Source organism: Nonomuraea sp. GTA35, from assembly GCF_041950525.1.
Classification (GTDB): domain Bacteria; phylum Actinomycetota; class Actinomycetes; order Streptosporangiales; family Streptosporangiaceae; genus Nonomuraea.
In genome coordinates this window covers 330,355-347,267 of record NZ_JBGNUV010000015.1, presented here as the reverse complement: position 1 = coordinate 347,267, position 16,913 = coordinate 330,355, and the positions used below count along the sequence as shown (strand labels likewise).

Below are 16,913 nucleotides of genomic sequence, written 5' to 3'. Positions count from 1 at the left end.
CAGCCGTCGACGCCTAATCTCGTTGATCACAGCCCGCCGTAGCGTCGACGGCCACCACGGACCGAGCACGCTTGACACCGCCGCCGATCGGATGTCTCGGGCCTGACGGCCCTGCGCTCCGGGTCGGCTTGCCACCGGATATGCGGGTTGCTGTGGTCTGCTGTACAGCAGGGAGGTACAGCAACGCCGCCTCACGCAGCCTGATCGTCTCGTACGGCGTCGCACCGTTGAGCAGCAGCGCCGTCCCAGGACCACGATCCTCCGCTTCACTCGTAATGAAGTTTTCAGCGCCGGCCGATATGATCGCTGACTTCAACCCCCCGCGGTGTATGTTTGGGGGCGATCGACGGCCCCCAACACTGAGGGATCTGTCGGGGCAGCGCTGATGGCAACGTCGCCACCGTCCCTTCAAGAACCGCACCGCAAGCGGCCAGAACTGACAACACGGCGCTTGGACGCAGTGCGGCCGCGCCCTGCGTGATCATCCTATGGTCGAGACAATGGCCTTCATGAGAGGTGACCGTCAGGTACAGCTCAGATGTCTTTTACAGCGCCGTTGATGCCGAGTTCTCCAAGCCGCCGCTGCAGATCGTCAGCGGTGTCCGCATCGACGACGAGCTGCAACGTGCCCTGCAAATAGCTGATCTTCCGTTCGTCGAGGGCCATATAGAAGGTCTTGAACAGGGCAGCGAATTTGTCGGCATCGTCTGAATTGGCGAGCAGGTTGCGAGTAAAAGAGAACGCAATCTGCCGCTCGGTGACGGACGGTGGGACTTGGCAGGCACCCTCATGGGCTAGGTTGCCGCAGGAGGCACAGGTAACGACAGACCGGACGGGTTCTGATCCATTTCCTGCGCCAGTCTGACCAATGCCAGTGCCTATTTCGCTTTCGGCTCCGGTCTCGCAGGTTCCCTGGTGAGCTAGCTGGCTGCAGTTAGGACAGGTCTTCGGCTTAGGCTTGGCGAGGCGCAGGCCGGCGCTGGCGAGGTTGACCTGGTTCGGCGCAGTAACTGCGACGACGCCTCCCGCGCCATCGACGACTTCGACAAGCCCCGCCGCAACGGAATCGTAGATTGCCTGCTGTAGGTCTCGGTCACCTCCATACAACAGTGGCAGCCGCGGCGCCGAGTAAAACGCGGCGCGGATGTCGGACAACGTCTTACCGTAATCGCTGTCACGCAGATTGTGCAGGAGTGCCTTTGGGCCGAACTGACCGGCGTCGAAGACCTTGTCCCGCTCGGCGAGGGCCTTCCATACGATGGTACCGTCCAAAGCACTGCTGTGCTCATCGTCAAAGGAAAGCTGATCGAGGTAGCGCTCTCCGTCCGGGTCAGGCTGAGCAAGGTAGACGACGTGCTGGTAAGCACGTTTGAGCGCCTTCTCAAGCTGCTCTTTGGCGCTTGCGAATTCCTTGGTACCGGTAGTCTTGAGCTCCTCATCGTTTTGGACCTCAGGGGCGGCGAGGGCCTTCTGGCGAGCCAAATACTCCACGGCAACCCCCCGGGCAAGTGCCCGGCGTTGGGTGTTGACGATGGCGTAGATGGCGCTGGAGGCCCATTGCACCGGCAGTTGCTGAATCCCCTTGCCCAAGCCCATAGCAACGGTAATTGCTGAAAGGGTGGCCTGCTCCATGCCATTGCGCAAGCTGTATTGGGCTGGGTCCAGGACGATTAGCCGACTGGTGTAAGCGGTGTCGAGCCCTGCCGTGGTCAGGACATCAGCGGCAGTACGCTCGGGCTCCGCCTTGACGAACTTCAGGTCGCGGAAGGGCCCGCTACTGGCGAGCCGCTGGGTGAACTCAGCGATTACTCGATCACGTTCTGTCTCGGTGATGGTACGCCGGATGTTGTTAACAAGCATGCGGTGGGTGAGCCGAGTGGATAAGAAGTAGCGGGCGGGCTTGTGGTTGCCCTGCCCGGGAATGATCTCTACTGCGGACATGCCCCGATCGGGGTTGACGAGGTCCTCGACGACGGTGTCCGCGTCCGTGACCGTATATGAGATATCGGGAACGCTGGTTGCAGCCTTGACCTCCGGAGCGCTTGCACCGCGGCCGCGTCCCGGCCGAAGCGTACCGACGATGCTGGCGAGGAACACGAAAGTCGCGGCGCGCTCAGCGGCCCGCGGGTTCGCCTCGGTCCACGAAACCGACTGCCGCTCGATGTCCTGGCGGCGAGCGGTGCCAGCGGTCCCGTCATTGTTGACCACCTCGATCTCGGCAAGGCTGCGGTAGTTCGAGATGGTGCGATCGTCCTCGACGAGCCCCGAGCCGAGCAGTGACTCACGGACGGCGGAGTCGCTGAGCGGTAGGTCGCCAGGGCCGATGAGCGTGGGAACCCACTCACCGGCTTTGCCGCGCCGCTGCTGTGCATAGACGGTGGCAGCGAAGATCCTGATGGTGGACCGGACGCGCTGAAATCCGGTCACCTTGCTCCACTCCTCCTTGGCGATCGCCATGAGCATGGGGTGGAACGGGTAGCAGGCGGCAACCTCTTCGTCCCAGCGGGACCGCCAATCTGAGCTAGCTGCGCCCCATACGTTCTTCGTCCACGATTTGTCATCCAGCAGCGGCCGGTACATTGCGGCGGTGGCGGAGAGCACCTCGGCGGCTGGCTCCGCGTCGAACAGTCGGCGGCGCAGGATGTCGGCGAAGTCTCCGACCTCGGTGACTGTCTCGGGCCGACCATTGCGTTCAAGGAGGCTGTTCAGATCGTCCCTACGGGCCTGCGCGCCAACGGACAAGGCGGTCTTGTCCTGGTCAGAAGCGATCATGACGACGAGCATCGCGACCTGCGGGACGTCGTTGACCACGTCAAGCAGGGCCCGCAGGAATGCGACGTCCTGCGCAACTAGGTCTGGCTTATTCGCACCGTCAAGGCCATTGCCGATGTAGTCGAGGACCTCATCGACGATGATGAGGACGGGCCGGTTGACAGCCTTGATCGCCTCCGCGATCTTACCTTTGTCGCTCCAGAATGGCTGATAGCGCTCGAACAGCGAGTAGTCCTTGGAGAACAGCCGCCACAGGAAGCGCTCGTAGAGGTTGACCGCCGGACCGTCGAGTTCTTGTACCGGCGCGCCCGGCGTCATGTGATCGCACGGAAGTACCACCACGTGCGGCCGGTTCAGGTCCGTCGGCAGGTCATGGCCAACCTTGGCCTTGGCACGTGCCGCGACGCGTTGTCCAAGTTCAGTGCCGAACAACGCCTCGGGGTGCGCCGCCAGGTGAAAGGCGCCGATGCAGGCGTGCGACTTACCACCGCCCATGCCTTGGTCGAGCCGGGTGACCGAACGGGCCTTGAGATAGTCCGAGCCACCGCCGATCCGCACAGCTATCTCGGTGAGTAGGTCAGTCAGCCGCTCGGTCGGGTGGGTGATCTCACCGTAGTAGGCGGCGTCAGCGTACAGTGGCTTGTCCGCTCCAAGCCCGTGGACAGCCCGGAACAGTGACATCTGTACATCGTCGATCTGTCCAGACGCACTGAGGATCTCCTGCCGGATCTTCAGCGCCTTCCACCACGGCGTCACGCTGCTTGCCACGTCAGCCTCCCCTGTGCACTGTTGATCTTTTTGATCCGTGGACTTCTGTAGTTGCGCCAATCATCAGAGCAGTCTCAATTGGGAGTCCTCGTCCAACTGTCGCTGCTGTCGCACTTCATCCCCAGCGATCACCAGCTCGGCGGCATTGGCGATGCCGTCCCGAGCACGCCGCACGCGACTGAACGCGATGGCGTCAGGGTCGGAGTCGGGCAAGCGATCCGCGAGAAACTGCACCGCCGCCCAAAGGTAGGCGTCGTCGGCTTCGCGCCCCGAGGCCGCGAGCACTTCTCCCATCGCGGCGAGACCCTCCTCCGACGCGGCTGCAAGCGCAAGTGCGACATCGATGACCGCCGACTCACTGCTGACATGCGCCTTGAACTGATTCGCCATGGCGAACCTGACCCCCTTGTCGGCATCGGGGACCAGATCGCGGACTTCTGCGAGATCCATGGAGGACGCAAGCGTCTGCCAGCGGAGCTCCGACTTAGCCTGCACCTGCCGGCCGTACAGCCGCACCCACCACAGGGCAAACCGGGTGCGGGCGTCAAAGGTCTCAAGCGGGTGATGGTCGATCTCGACCGCCATGGCTTCCTGTACAGCGGCGCGAGCCAGGGGCAGGAAAGTATAGATGTCGACCGACTCACCACGAGAGTCCAGCACCTCGCTGTAGCGGCCCACCACTTCCATGGCGGGACCGGCCGCAGCCATCAGCATGTCGGCCGGTGCGAGACCCCATCGCTCCCAGTCCGGGTAGCGCCTCTTGATCTCTGCTTTGATCGCGGACTCCACTGCACCTTTGCGACCCGGGAGCCGTCCTGCCGGAACGGGTCGGCATGACATGGTGAGGGTCGTCTTTATATTGGCCTTGCCCTGCTGCCCACCAGCTTCCGTATTCGCTGGCCAAGATCCGGTCATTACCAGTCCAGCCTGTTGAATCGAACCAAGCAGCCGCTGCCACACTTCCGGCTCTCCATGACCGAAGACAATCGTGACGACGCCGTCATCGCGAACGACGCGGCGCATCTCTTTGAAGGCTAGGGCGATCTTGTTGTCGTAATGGGCTCGGGTTCGATGGTCCTTAGTCTCGGCCTTCGCGAGGCCACGAGATCGCTTAACAATGATCTCATCTTGTTTCTCCTGCACGCCCAATGGATCGCTCGTGATCCACAGATCTGGATGCGATTGACAAAGGGCACGCTTCAGCCATGAGAAGAGCAAGTCAGATGAGTCCGAGTAGGCAATCATCTCGTCGTAGGGAGGGTCAGTCACTACCGCTGCGACGGACCTAGCGCGCAGAGCGAGTGCTGTAGCACTGCCCCGGGTTACGTTCACGGCCGATCCCTGCCTGATAGGGACAACATCACTAAGTTCACGCAGGGTGCGCTCGCTCAGCTCTTCCCAAGTGCCAGATCCTCCAGCCAGTCCGGTCTCCAAGTAGTCGTAGGAGAACGTGATGGAACCTTCGTTCAAGAAAATGTCTGTGGCACCCGGCGGCCGACCGTCGCTGTAGACCTGAAGTGTCGTGCTCCGGGTTGAGCGGCGAAGCCGTCGCACAAAAACGGCTCCCAAGTACCCGCTAAGAGCACGCACGTAGGCATTCGAGAGCCCGTGGAAGTCACGCATTTCCTCGCAGATCTGGCCGATGATGCGGCTCAGCCGAACGAACCCAAGTGTTTGCCTGTCACACATGAGATCGCCGTAGGTGCGCGCCCCATAGATCGATGGACCGATGATGTTGTTGTTACCAGGTCCGATGCCTTCGTCCGGCACTGCAGACATGCCAGGTTGGAGGGGAAGTTCCTTAGATAGAGCGAGAGACGCGGCGTTCGTGGCCTCAATCTCTTCGGGGGTAGGTTCCCGAAAAGCCTTGCTAACCTCCGTTCCGAAGTCGGCTACGACCAGGAGCGAGTCCTGACCGTGGCCCTCGTTCGCCAAGCGTCGATGCACAGCCAATGGATGCGGATGCGTACAGAAAGGACATATTGCCGACTTGCCCGAAACGGGCTCACCGTCGGGCCCCAGCGACTTGGCTAAGGTCGGCGACTGTTTGGGGGGCCCCTCGTGTACAACAGTTTTCCACAGGCCCGTGGACCGATCCGCCTGGATGTAAAAGGACTGACCGGGATCCATGTAAGCCCCGTGACCGCCTCGAGCAGGGCGCTGCTTTGGACCACGCAATCGATAGCTGCCAGTGAGGGGGAACCGCTGACCGCACTCCTGACAAGGCAGCGTGATAGCCCAGAGGTACGCCCACGGTTGGCGGTTGTCGACCGACGGGTAGTAGTCCAACATCGCGCTCTTGAAACGGCGCCCCACCTCAGCGAACACCGCTTCGACATCGCGGACGAGGCGCGGCCGTGTCTCGTAGAGAGCGTCGGGCAACTCCCCGAAGCGGAGCGGCGACTCTTTGTCCCACGCGTAGAAGGGATAACTCGTCAATATTTCTGAGGCGAGCACAGCTACTGGGCTGTAGTCGACAGCGAAAGCCCTGATGTTAAGCCGCGCCGCTTCGAGGGGGATCATTCCACGGCCGCTGAAGGGGTCGGCCACGCTTACGTCAGAACCGTTAGCCGCGATGATCTCACGCCGCAGCTCGTCCCAAGCCGCATAGCGACCAGTCATAGCCTGACGAACTAGATCCTGCAGTCGCTTCTGCTCTGCATCGTTGTCAGGCCATGGAAGGAGACTGCAAATCACCGCAGCCTTTGCTTGAGCTGTAGGCCGTTTGGCGAACCAAGTGAAAAGCGACGCTTCAGTTTTCCCAGAGCCCCATCCGGAGTCACTATTGGCGCTCACTTCGGCGCAGGGGAACCAGCGCTCTATCATGCGGGTCATGCGTTGCTCCCAGGGGCATTCTTTAGGCTGCTACCGGGAACGCGAAAGATCGCGCCACCCGTCATATCGGTGGAGAAGAGCGTGGCCGGGTCCTCATACGCGCCAAAGAGTCGACCTTTGCCGTCTGTACATCGATCGACGACGTAGAGCCAGTACGCCTTGCGGTGCTGGGTGGCGATGAGGACCTCGTTTCCGGTCATCCGGATACCGTCGCTAGCGGCGTTTCCGGCGACGCCCTTGACCTCGACGTGGCGTATTTGGGAGTGGCGGCGTGCGTCGAGGTCGTAGCCGCGACCTTCGGTATGGACGTCCTCGACGGTCCAGCCCTCATCCTCGAGGTGCTTTTGGACGTGGCGCATGGCGACCCACTCGGAGTCTGCCTCTGCGGCTATCTCAGGAGTGGCAGCAGGCAGGACGCGGAGGCGACCGACAAGCTTGGGCTCGGTGAGCTGCACCTGGACGAGCTTCTCGAGTTGGTCAAGCCTTTCGGCGGTCTGGGCCCGAAGGTGACGACGCAATCCAATGCGCTCGTCGCGATCAACGATGGTGTCGGTGAGCGTGATGGGCAGGTTGGTGAGGTCCTTGCGGGCTTGCGCGAACCAATCGGTGCGGACTTTGCGGTGTTCCTCAACGGTGTCGCCCGCGACGGCCGCGGCTGCTGCTGAGGCGGCAGCCTGGCGGGCGGGGTGAGGGACCGTCCCGGCGTGCTTGGTGGGGACGAGGTTGGCGAGGGTTTCCCAGCGCACCGCCCGAGCGTTACCGGAGTCGTCGACCTTGACGAGGGTGGCCCAGACGCTGGCGCGCTTGCCGTCGGACTCGGTGAGAGTGGCTTCAAAGGCGTACAGGTCATACGGAGTGAGGCTGGTGGGGTCTTCGGCCGCGCCCGAACGATGGACGTCTTCGGCCAGCGCATGGTCGGCGAGTCGGATGAGGTCGGTGAAACCCGGCTCACCTGGGCCCAGCGTAACCAAGCCGGTCGTGTCGATTGTTGTGGCCTCCCGTACCGCCTCACCGCTGGTGGCTACGTGCGCTTCTACGCCGCCGCCGAGCGTGGCCGGGAGCGTTCCAGCAGTCATCCTGAGCCGACGGAAGCCAAGACCTGCGGCGGTGGGCTGAGCACTGAGCAGCCGCGCAGCAGCAAGTCGATCGAGGTATGCCTCGACAATGGCCGGGTTGATGCGGGCGAACAGGTCTCGCTGGAGCAGAGTGAGCGCGGCGACCGCATCGACCTGACTGGCGAGCCGCCGCTCAGTATCCTTTACCTGCCGGGCGACGCGGGTAAGGTCCTGGGCCCGCACGGCTTTGGCGGCATCGATTGCGGCCTGCTTCTTCAGGTCGTCGTTGCCGTAGAGGGCGGTGAGCCACTTTTCGTAGTCAACACCGGTGATCTCGGCGACGGCGGACAGGCTGTCGAACATCTGACCGCGCAGCTCGTTGGCAGCGGTGACAAAGTTGTCGAGCAGAGTCAGAAGCGTGTCACCTTCACGGGTGTCGGTGGCGACGAGATTGTAGAGAAAGACGTCACGATCCTGACCGACCCGATGGATACGACCCATGCGTTGCTCGAGCCGGACGAGCGACCAGGGGATGTCGTAGTTGACGAGGACATGGGCGGCCTGCAAGTCGATGCCCTCGTTTCCGGCATCGGTGGTGACGATGACCTGGAAGTCGCCGCGCATGAAGGCGAGGCGGACCTCGTCACGCTCGGAGTTGCTCTGCCGACCGGAGTACATCCGGGCGGTGTAGCCGGCATCACACAGCCGCTCCGCGATCCAGGCGGCTGAGTCGGCGTACTCGGTGAAGATGACAGCCTGCTCGGTATTCCCGGGGTGGATGCCATGCATGTTGAGGCAGTCCTCAATGAGTCGGCGCCACTTGGTGGGTTGCCAGCCGGAATCTGTGATGGTGGTCGCGATCTGGTCGATCAGTGTCTTAAGGGCCGAGCGCTCAGCGCGCGAGGCAGTTGAGCCGGCGTGGACGACCTTGGCCTCGTCCGTCTCGCTCTCGTCCCCTTGGTGCTCGCGGTCGGCCTCAAGTGCGGCCTCGGCTTCGCTCATCTCGCCCATATGGTCGTGTCGGCGGCGGAGCGTCTCAACGAGCGCCCACAGACTCGAAGCGGCACGCTTGCCGTAGACCATGCGTGCGAGGGGACGGGCAACGGCTGGGAAATACTGGTCGACCATGTCAAGCGCGGCCTGGTAATAGCCGAACTCGAGCGTGGACAGCGGCACTCGGTGATTGGCAGCGGTGCGCCCCTTGAACAGTCGAGTTTTGCCGTCGTAGTCGACCAGGTCCTCCTTCATACGACGCAGGAAGTGGATTGGGCCAGGCCGCAAGGGCGGCAGCGTGACGTTCGGGTCAGAGCCCGGGTCGGGATAGATGTCAGGATCGACCAGGTGCAGCAGATGCCGAAAAAGCCACTCCCTTCCCCTGTGAGGCGTCGCGGTCATCAACAACGCGCGCGGGGTGTTCTTGGCGAGCAGCCGTCCGACCTGGTGAAAGCTCGCCGCGGTTGGGGTGAGTCTGTGCGCCTCGTCGAATACGACGAGGTCCCAACCAGCCTGTCTGGGCGAATGGCGTCTTGGACTGCCGGATTGATTGCAGCGAGCTCGAGTGAAACGACCCACAGATCGTGTCCGCCCACGGCGTCCTCGCGCACGGTATTGGCCGTGAGCTGACGCAGGCCTCCCCCGAGGAAGCGTCCGAAGTCGGCGACCCACTTCGTGGCCAGATTGGCAGGGCAGACGACGATCGCGCGACGGACGAGCCCAAGCCGCTGCATCTCACGTAGATACAGGCCTGCCATGATCGTCTTTCCGGTGCCGGGCTCATCCGCGAGCAGAAACCGTAGGAGCGGCTGCGGTAGCATCGCGCCATACACGGCCGTGGTCTGGTGGGCATACGGCTTGAGCTGGGTCGAGGCGATGGCACTGGACTCGGCGTTGGTCGCGGCGGCCGCCATCCAGCGAGTCCACATGCCGGCGAGGACGCGAGCGGAGTCCGCTCCTCCATCTATGCTGATCAGGCGGACGATATCGGAACCAGCGGGCACGCTGAGATCGTGCAGAACCCCCTGGTCGTCAACCAGGATCAGCGTCCAGTCACCCTCGTTATCACCTGGCACCGCAAGCCGGATCGTCGCGAGATCGGGCAGGTCAGCGAAGTGTACCCGCACTCGCTGACCTCGCTCAAACACGTTGTTCCCCTGTCGCTTCCCACGGCAACTAGTAGCGGCACAGCGCTTGCATCTTGCTGACCACTGCCACGCAGATCTCAATGATGAGGGCAGAATCACATCAAGTCACGGAAAGAATTGAAACGAAGTAAGATCGTGATCAACTAAAGGTCGCATTACGCCACAAAGGTGACGCACAGGTTAGATTGCCTGGAATTGGCCCAGTTTGGTGGACATCTGATCTCTGGGGAACCCTGGTTTCCCGGAAGAAGGAGTCTGCTGTGCCGAACAACCATCCGCCGGAGTTTCGCCGGCAGATGGTGGAGTTGGTGCGCGCGGGACGGACGCCGGAGGAGCTGGCCAAGGAGTTCCAACCCTCTGCGAGGAGAAGGAGATCTGACTGATCAGCCACCACTCTCCTACAGCATGCGCCACAAGCTCGACTCCTCCAGGGCACCTAATCAGCCACGTTCGTACAAGCTGCCAGGACAAGGTCAGTTAACGCTCGCTGGCGATGACGACGAGTTCGGCTCCCTGACTGGTCACGGACCCCCGGACGCCGTTCAAGAGGGTTTCGAGGAGGCTGAGCCGGAAGTTCTCTTCCGTCAGGCTCAGACTTCCGGCTCGCTGGTACAGCATCTTGCTCAGGTGAGGTTGGACAATGACCACCCGGGCCTCAGCCCTTGGGCTCCGGCGGCTGAGCGCATCGAGCAGCTCCTCTCTGCCATCCACACGGACGCCCTCCACCCACGTGGCCGGGCGTGGTGCCGGCGACGACTCGAGCCGGTCCCGCAGTCGTGAAGGATCGAGGTTGATCAGATTCTTAACCGCCTGACTCGTCACGATCTCGTATGGCCCCACTGCAATGCGGCGCGACGGAGCACAACTCTTAGCAGCCTTAACGTGGATCAGGCTCAAGGTGCCTTCGCTGTCGATGTGCAGGAAGTCTGCGATCTCGCCGGGTCCGTCATCACAGGTCAGCAAGCCAGATGAGTAGGTCTTGACCACCCAGCCGAAGAGCGAGAGATCGCCGACCAGCCCTACCCTGCTGTGGATCTGCGCCGGTGACGAACCGATCGGCTTCTCACGATTGATCTCGTAGCCAGTGAAGTCGGCCCACTGCCAATGATGGAAGGCATGCGGTTGCACTTGCCGTTGGAAGATGCTTCTCCCATCGATCATGTGGCCGGATTCGTAATAGATCTTGATGAGTTGGTCGCTGTACTGCAACGCATCCAGGACTCGCCGGACCTCAGGCAGACTCGTGGGCTCATCGTGAAAGCCAAACCGCACTCGAACAGCGCCGGATTCCAGCCGCACAACTCCTTGGAGCGTTCCACAATGGGCGCCTTCAAGGCCCACGTCAACAACGAAGTCCGCCGAATCGCGCTGCCCGCGCACCTCCAGGAGCGCTCGCTCCAGCAGCTGTGCCGCATCGTTCAGCTCGTCATAGGAGCCGAGCGCCGATGACAGTTCGTCAGGAGGTGTGGTGGCGAGATCAAACGCGCCGTGAACGCCCGACAGGTCATAGGACCGAACGGCCAAGATGGGAAAGGGGCGAACGATCTCGGCGCCAGCATCGATCGTCTCTTCAAGAAGCCGAAGCGCCTCTAGAGCCATCCCAACGAACTCATCGAAGTCATTAGTGCCCCTTCCCCAGATGAGAGCGTTACTCGGCGTTGTTCCGATGCTGCCAGTAAGCGCCTGGCGTGAATCAGCGGGTGGCAGGCTGGCTCGAGCGGAGGAGAAGGCGAAGGAGCTGTCCTCCAACGGGTTGAGGGCATCCTGGAGGCGTTGGCCGCTGAGGTTCTTGGTGTCGGGACGGGTGGCCCGCCGAGTGTGCGTCCCTTGCAGCCACAGCCCTCGCGCCTCTCCCTGGAGCAGTGCCCCTTGGAATACCTCTGGCGGGACTCGAACGAAGGGCGGGATCGGCGGGCGGGTAAGCCACCGCTGCAGCCGACCCTTGAGGTGGTTATCGCAGTAAACTGCGACGAATTCCTTGTACGTCAGCGCAAGAGCAAGCGAATGCCTGGTGTCAACGAATTCGATGCGGTCATTCGCCCAACTCGGCCGGGAATCCTGCCGATAAATGAAGCCGTCCACACGGCAGGGCATAGCGTCGTCCGCAGCGGCTATGCCCTCGGCGACAATGACAGGCGGCTCCTTCCCTGAACGTTGAACTGGAGCCTTGAGGAAATCGCATAGCTGCGATATCGCTCGCCGCTTATCTCTAGCCGTGTTCCGAAGAACGATGATCGAGAAATACGGCCGAAGCCATTCTGGCTGAATCACGGGAAGGGGGTGTCCGTCGGGCATCGCCATGAGCCGACGCTAATCCGCCCTGCCGCCCGTTCGCTAGCCATTGAGTAGATGATTGACGAAAATGTGATCCAGATAGCAATCAAACCTTATTTATTCGTTCTATTTCGCTACATGTCCAGGATGGACGTAGCTTGGCCGGATTATCAACGGGCCTGGAGCCGTTCTGTGGGGCGGGGCCAAACAATCGCGTACCCTGGGAAGGCATGATCTTCGGTCTGCGCATCGGGGGCGGGCGGCGTGACGATCGGCAGGTTCGACTACACCCAGGCGCGATGGAGAACCGACCTCGTTGTGTGCAGGGACATACGCGGGATGATCTTTCAGATTGTGCAAGCGGCGCGAAGCATCTAGGCAGGTCAGGGCACGCACATCAGCAGTACAGCCACCACTCTCCTAAAGCGGGTGCCGCAGGTTCGAATCCTGCCGGGGGCACCATCTTCGACCAGCAGTGAAGTGCCCTTGACCAGCAGAAACGGCAGTCAAGAGCTTCTTCATGTGTCCGGCGCCGTCCGGCTGTCGCTGATCGTCTGCGGGTGATCGTGCCAAATACGTGCGCACGTATCCACTCACGCCGTTCGCCGAGCTGGGCGTCCAGTTTGGGGCAAACGCGCCGGTTTCCAACGAATACAGGGATCTTGTAGCGGGTCGCCATAGTGAGATAGAGGAGCAGGACGAGGATCCTTGTTGACGTCCGTCTCCTTGGCCATGGCGCGCATGGAGCAACGCGCGTGTGGCGTGCCATCAGTCCGGCTACTTCCTGTTGCCGCCCTGGCGAACCGTCGAGCGCGGCGGCTCGTCCACGCACCATACGCCGACGCTCCACCGCCGCGGGTTGGGCACCTGAACCAAGTTGGGCGTCCCAAGGGTCCAGATACTCTCATACGAGGCGTGCCCATCGGTCCACTTGCCTTTCTTGTCGGTGAGGATGTGTCCCTTCTTGTCGACGGGCGTGCGATCCAGGCAGTTGACCGGGGAGACCGCGAAGGGGCGCCCATGGTCGTGGACGATCAGGCTGCGGTGCTGGTCGCCGATGCGGTAGTCGATGCGGATCTTAAAGGTAACCGCATGCTTGAGCCCCATCGTCTTGATGCTAAGGGTGTCCTGTTTGCCATCCTTGATGGTCAGGGTTTTTGTTGAGAACCACGGCACCCCGGACCGAAGGGGGACGCTCTCTCCGTCGCCTTTGATAGTTCGCGCCCTCGGGGTGTGCTCGTCGAAGTCGAACATCATCTGCAAGGTGGAGCCGCCGTCCTGCGAGGGAATGTTCAGCCAGGTTCCGTCGTAGGGTGCGGAACGGCGCATCTCGACCGGGTAGACAGCCTTGACGTGCAGGTCCTGATGGCGGCGGCCTTCGAGGGTGACTATCAGGTTCATGTCGCTGACAGGCGTGGCCGCTCCGGCGGCGCGCAGCTCGCGCTTGAGATCCTCGATGGTGTACTTGCCGCCTCTGCCGACGTCGGCCAGGCTCCAGCTGCTCAGGAATGCTTCCTGCTGGGCGCTCAGCTTCAGGCCGCGGGGCAGGATGAGCTGGGCGCCAGGATCTTCGTAGCGGACGTCCCAGCGGATGTCGTCAGGGTCCTGGATGCGGCGAGGACCGCTGTCGCGTAAAGCGGGGAGGTCGATGATGTCGGCGGCCACGCCGTTGACGACGAGGGTCACGACGGTGACCGCGATCGGAATGCCGAAGCTGACGGCCCAGAAGCCGGGGCGTTTGATCCATCGTCGCCATCGGGATTCGGTGGTGTCCGATTTCTTGCGGGGGGAGCCGGTTTTGGCTCGGGTCTCCTTGCGGGGCTTCCTGGAGGTGTTCTTATTGCCGCCTCTGCGTGAAGACATGAGGGTGCTCCTTTGGAGCGCAGGACGAATTGGGATGCCCATTCATCACCTGCTTTGCAGGTACCTCTCGGGCTTCATTGGCATCTTAGGGCAACTCCGGCAACCGACGCGCACAAACATCAGGAATTAGAGACAAACGCTGTTATTTGCGGAGAAAAATCTCTGCGCTATACTCCGCGACAACTTTGGGACAAAGACCTATGGCCAATAAGGATGACCAAAATCTCTTGATTGATGATTTGAAGTATTAACATATTTAGCACCCTGACGCGAAGAAGATCCCGTAAAGCGGCTTTAGCCTCGGGACGGCACCCTCAATGAAGGCGTGCCGAACGAGATCATCGTCGAACTCCGTGACCAGGACGGTCTGAGCTTCGCGGAGATGCTTGCCATATCCGGGCAAGCACCACTGACCGAGCGCTCCCCTTCGTTGACGCAGGCATGCGGGGAACTGCTATCCCGGCCGCTCTTCGCGCTTCACGCGTACGGTAATGGTCTGGGTCTGAGCTCTGACGTCGTCGAGGGCGGCGCGGATGGCCGAGCGGTGCATCGCCCACTCATTGCGGAAGCGATCTCCGGCAGGTCCCGCCCAAATACTCCTGTCGCAGGTGGCGTCCACTGCTTCCAGGGTTCGTTCGATGTCATCGGCGGCCTGGGCGATGACGCGCATGTCCGCTTGCCACTCGCTCAATCGGTCAGGCATGGCTAACCTCCGGGTCCCCAGCGGACAACATCCCAGCGATGTGGCGTGACAGGGTCTCGGCACTCACCGGGCGGGCCGTTATGCCGCTCGGTGCATGCGGGCTGTCCACGACCACCGCCCAGACCGCCCGGTCTGTGGCGTACGTCGTGATCATGGGTCCGGGTGGATCGCTCAGAAGAACCAGCTCACCCACGATGCGGGCATTGTCGATCACTGTTGCGAGCGGGCCCACATGCTCGCGATCCAGAGCTGAGGGATCCAAGGATGTGCTCTCGCCATCTCGATCGGCCACCCCGAAGGGGTCCACAAGCGGCTGAACGAGATTCACAGTGTCGTGCACCGTGCCGGCCTGCGTGAACAGGTGCATGCCCCTGGCGGTGATGCGTTCCATGAGCAGGAGGTCGGTCGCGGGAATGTGCATGTCGACGTGGGCCTCTGGTGCTCCATGCAGGACCGCGTCCAACTCCTCAATATTGCGGATCTCTACAGCCTCGCGGGAGACCAGAGATCGTAGGGCTGTGGCGAGTACCCATTCACGCTGGCGAACAGCAGGACACCTTCCGGATCCTTTTCCAGGAGTCCCGCGCGACGCCGAATATCTTGGGCTTGGTCTTGTGCCCATGAGGCGCGCGCCGGAAAGGAGGCGAGGCGACCGGCATCGCCGTTCCAGCGTTCTAAAAGCCGCCGAATCAGCGCACCTTGGACGACAAGCGATCCACCCGCAACCTCGGCAGCCGCCGCCAGGTTACGAGCTTGATCCGGCTTCATCCCGACCAGACTCATCATATTGAGCGTAGAGCCGCGGTCGGTATGGCGCATCGATCCATGTATCTGCGATATGCCCGATAGCAGATTCACGCCGCTGAGTGAAGACGCAGTGACATCGCTCCAAGCCCGTCTACCTGGGCTCCTTAGCGGTACGGTGCTCAGGAGGCGTGCGAGCCACGAGCGGCACCTGTGCCGATTTGATATACCACTCCACATTTAGCTAGATCGTGGAGTATGGCCACCACCGGAAGGCACCCTTCGACCGAAGGGCGCCTTCCCGACGTCTGTGTGATCGTCACATCAGAGCGTCGGAGATCCGGCGCTTGGCAGCTTCGTCCTGGCCGACAATGCACTTGGCGTAGACGCGCAGGAGCACGTCAACGCTGTGGCCTGCCCACTCGGCGACCTGAGGAGCGGGAACGCCTGCGTTGAGCCACGTCGAGACGCAGGCGTGGCGGAGGTCATACGGCCGGGCCGCCAACGGCGAGGCGAACTCCTCGCCGTCAACCCGTTCTGCCGTGCGGCCCGCCAGGCACGCCGGTAGGTGATGAACGGAAGCTCTCGCCCTGTACTCCGTAGAAGACGCGTCCGTCCGGCCCGTTCCCGAACGCCGCGAGATGCGCCCGAAGGATGGGAACCAGCGGAGGAGGGATCGGCACTGTACGGCTGTGGCCTTCGGCACGGTGCTTGAGCGCGCGTTCCTCCCTGGCGACGCCGGTGTCGGTCCATTCCCGTCCAGGGTGGGGCGCGGCCTTGAGTAGGTGGAGTTCTCCCCAGGCGTTCGCCGGCTCCTCCAACTCGCCGGACTCCGGATTCTTGACGAGAGGTGGAAGGGTGATGTTGTCGCGACGTAGGTTGACGGTCTCCTCGGGGCGTAGGGCGGCGTAGTACATCAGCGCGAAGAACGCGACGAGGCGCTCGCCGCTCGGTTGCTGTGCCTTCACGGCGGCGAGCAACGCCCTGGCCTGGGTGTGGTTGACGACGCTGCGCCGGTCCACTTCGTAGGCGCTGGCGGGCGGCTTCCACTTCAACGTCTTGAGCGGGTTGGCGGGCAGCAGCTTGAGTTCCACGGCGTAGTCGAGGGCGTTGGACAGCACCATCCGGTGTTTACGCACCGTGTTGGGCGCGGCGCGTTGGCCGTTCAGGAGGGACGTGGCGGCATCCAGCAGGTCGCGAACGAGGCCGGGGTCGTCGATGAGCGCGGAGACGGGCTTGGTGTTGTGTGCCAGCCAGCGCAGCACGGCAGCGGCCTCCTCGGGCGCCTCCTCGCGGTGCTTGCAGTTGTAGCCCCAGCGGTGCATCGCGGCGCGGAGGGCGCGGTCTTCCGGCTTACCGCGCGTCGTGCTGTACATGGCCGGTGTGGCGGCGGTGAGCGCGCGGGCGATGTCCTGGCGGTACTTCGGCGCGGCTGCCTTCCACTTCATGTCCACGAACTTGCAGACGAAGTCGTACCGGCTCATGTCCGCCCGGTGCGTGCGGCCCCAGGAGACGGGCTCGCCGGTGGTGCGGCTGAACGCCTCTCCCCTACGAGCCGCGGCGTTCGATCTGTATGCCGGTTCGGGCGATGATCGCACGGATGAGCTGATCAATGGCGGCGTGCGAGCTGTTTCAGCCAATATTCCGGCTCCTGAGGACGGCCACCGATACTTTGGTACCACTCCTCACCCGCCTTGGGCATTTTTGGCGCCCAACATCTCGGCCGAGGGAGGCGCGGAACGAGTTGAGCAATATGAA

General features: G+C 62.4%; 10 protein-coding genes. All 10 read right to left on the bottom strand.

Annotation, left to right across the window (positions count from 1 at the left end; genetic code table 11):
* Nucleotides 1-534: 534 nt before the first annotated feature.
* The 10 genes from ACBJ32_RS47530 to ACBJ32_RS47485 all read right to left on the bottom strand — a co-directional run bounded on the left by ACBJ32_RS47530 (nucleotide 535) and on the right by ACBJ32_RS47485 (nucleotide 16,639).
* Nucleotides 535-3,540, bottom strand: coding sequence for a DUF499 domain-containing protein (locus ACBJ32_RS47530; RefSeq protein ID WP_375132489.1), 3,006 nt, complete (start codon nucleotides 3,538-3,540; stop codon nucleotides 535-537).
* Between the two features lie 63 nt (nucleotides 3,541-3,603).
* The gene (locus ACBJ32_RS47525; protein WP_375132488.1) at nucleotides 3,604-6,375 is read right to left on the bottom strand and encodes a hypothetical protein; all 2,772 of its coding nucleotides are present in this window, start codon (nucleotides 6,373-6,375) and stop codon (nucleotides 3,604-3,606) included.
* Complete coding sequence (locus ACBJ32_RS47520; protein ID WP_375132497.1) at nucleotides 6,372-8,825, bottom strand: helicase-related protein; 2,454 nt, start codon at nucleotides 8,823-8,825, stop codon at nucleotides 6,372-6,374. Before ACBJ32_RS47520 ends, ACBJ32_RS47525 begins: the two co-directional genes overlap by 4 nt.
* Nucleotides 8,825-9,550 carry an SNF2-related protein gene (locus tag ACBJ32_RS47515; protein ID WP_375132487.1) on the bottom strand — a complete coding sequence of 242 codons (726 nt, stop codon included), beginning with the start codon at nucleotides 9,548-9,550 and terminating at the stop codon, nucleotides 8,825-8,827. The genes ACBJ32_RS47520 and ACBJ32_RS47515 overlap by 1 nt, the downstream gene beginning before the upstream one ends.
* A 498-nt stretch (nucleotides 9,551-10,048) precedes the next feature.
* On the bottom strand, nucleotides 10,049-11,872 hold the full coding sequence (locus tag ACBJ32_RS47510; protein WP_375132486.1) for a hypothetical protein: 1,824 nt from the start codon (nucleotides 11,870-11,872) through the stop codon (nucleotides 10,049-10,051).
* A gap of 750 nt (nucleotides 11,873-12,622) precedes the next feature.
* On the bottom strand, nucleotides 12,623-13,708 hold the full coding sequence (locus ACBJ32_RS47505; RefSeq protein ID WP_375132485.1) for a hypothetical protein: 1,086 nt from the start codon (nucleotides 13,706-13,708) through the stop codon (nucleotides 12,623-12,625).
* A gap of 454 nt (nucleotides 13,709-14,162) precedes the next feature.
* Nucleotides 14,163-14,378, bottom strand: a complete 216-nt coding sequence (locus ACBJ32_RS47500; RefSeq protein WP_375132484.1) for a hypothetical protein — start codon at nucleotides 14,376-14,378, stop codon at nucleotides 14,163-14,165.
* Between the two features lie 25 nt (nucleotides 14,379-14,403).
* Nucleotides 14,404-14,874, bottom strand: coding sequence for a hypothetical protein (locus ACBJ32_RS47495; RefSeq protein WP_375132483.1), 471 nt, complete (start codon nucleotides 14,872-14,874; stop codon nucleotides 14,404-14,406).
* Nucleotides 14,875-14,894: 20 nt separating this feature from the next.
* Nucleotides 14,895-15,269: a hypothetical protein gene (locus ACBJ32_RS47490; RefSeq protein WP_375132482.1), complete on the bottom strand. Its 375-nt coding sequence runs from the start codon at nucleotides 15,267-15,269 to the stop codon at nucleotides 14,895-14,897.
* A gap of 413 nt (nucleotides 15,270-15,682) precedes the next feature.
* On the bottom strand, nucleotides 15,683-16,639 hold the full coding sequence (locus tag ACBJ32_RS47485; protein ID WP_375132481.1) for a hypothetical protein: 957 nt from the start codon (nucleotides 16,637-16,639) through the stop codon (nucleotides 15,683-15,685).
* Between the last annotated feature and the right edge of the window lie 274 nt (nucleotides 16,640-16,913).

What these genes read in the sequence shown, in the direction of transcription:
- ACBJ32_RS47525 (WP_375132488.1), bottom strand. Translation starts at nt 6,375, where the DNA reads ATGACCCGCATGATAGAGCGCTGGTTCCCCTGCGCCGAAGTGAGCGCC.
- ACBJ32_RS47520 (WP_375132497.1), bottom strand. Translation starts at nt 8,825, where the DNA reads ATGACCGCGACGCCTCACAGGGGAAGGGAGTGGCTTTTTCGGCATCTG.
- ACBJ32_RS47510 (WP_375132486.1), bottom strand. Translation starts at nt 11,872, where the DNA reads ATGGCGATGCCCGACGGACACCCCCTTCCCGTGATTCAGCCAGAATGG.
- ACBJ32_RS47505 (WP_375132485.1), bottom strand. Translation starts at nt 13,708, where the DNA reads ATGTCTTCACGCAGAGGCGGCAATAAGAACACCTCCAGGAAGCCCCGC.
- ACBJ32_RS47500 (WP_375132484.1), bottom strand. Translation starts at nt 14,378, where the DNA reads ATGCGCGTCATCGCCCAGGCCGCCGATGACATCGAACGAACCCTGGAA.
- ACBJ32_RS47485 (WP_375132481.1), bottom strand. Translation starts at nt 16,639, where the DNA reads ATGAGCCGGTACGACTTCGTCTGCAAGTTCGTGGACATGAAGTGGAAG.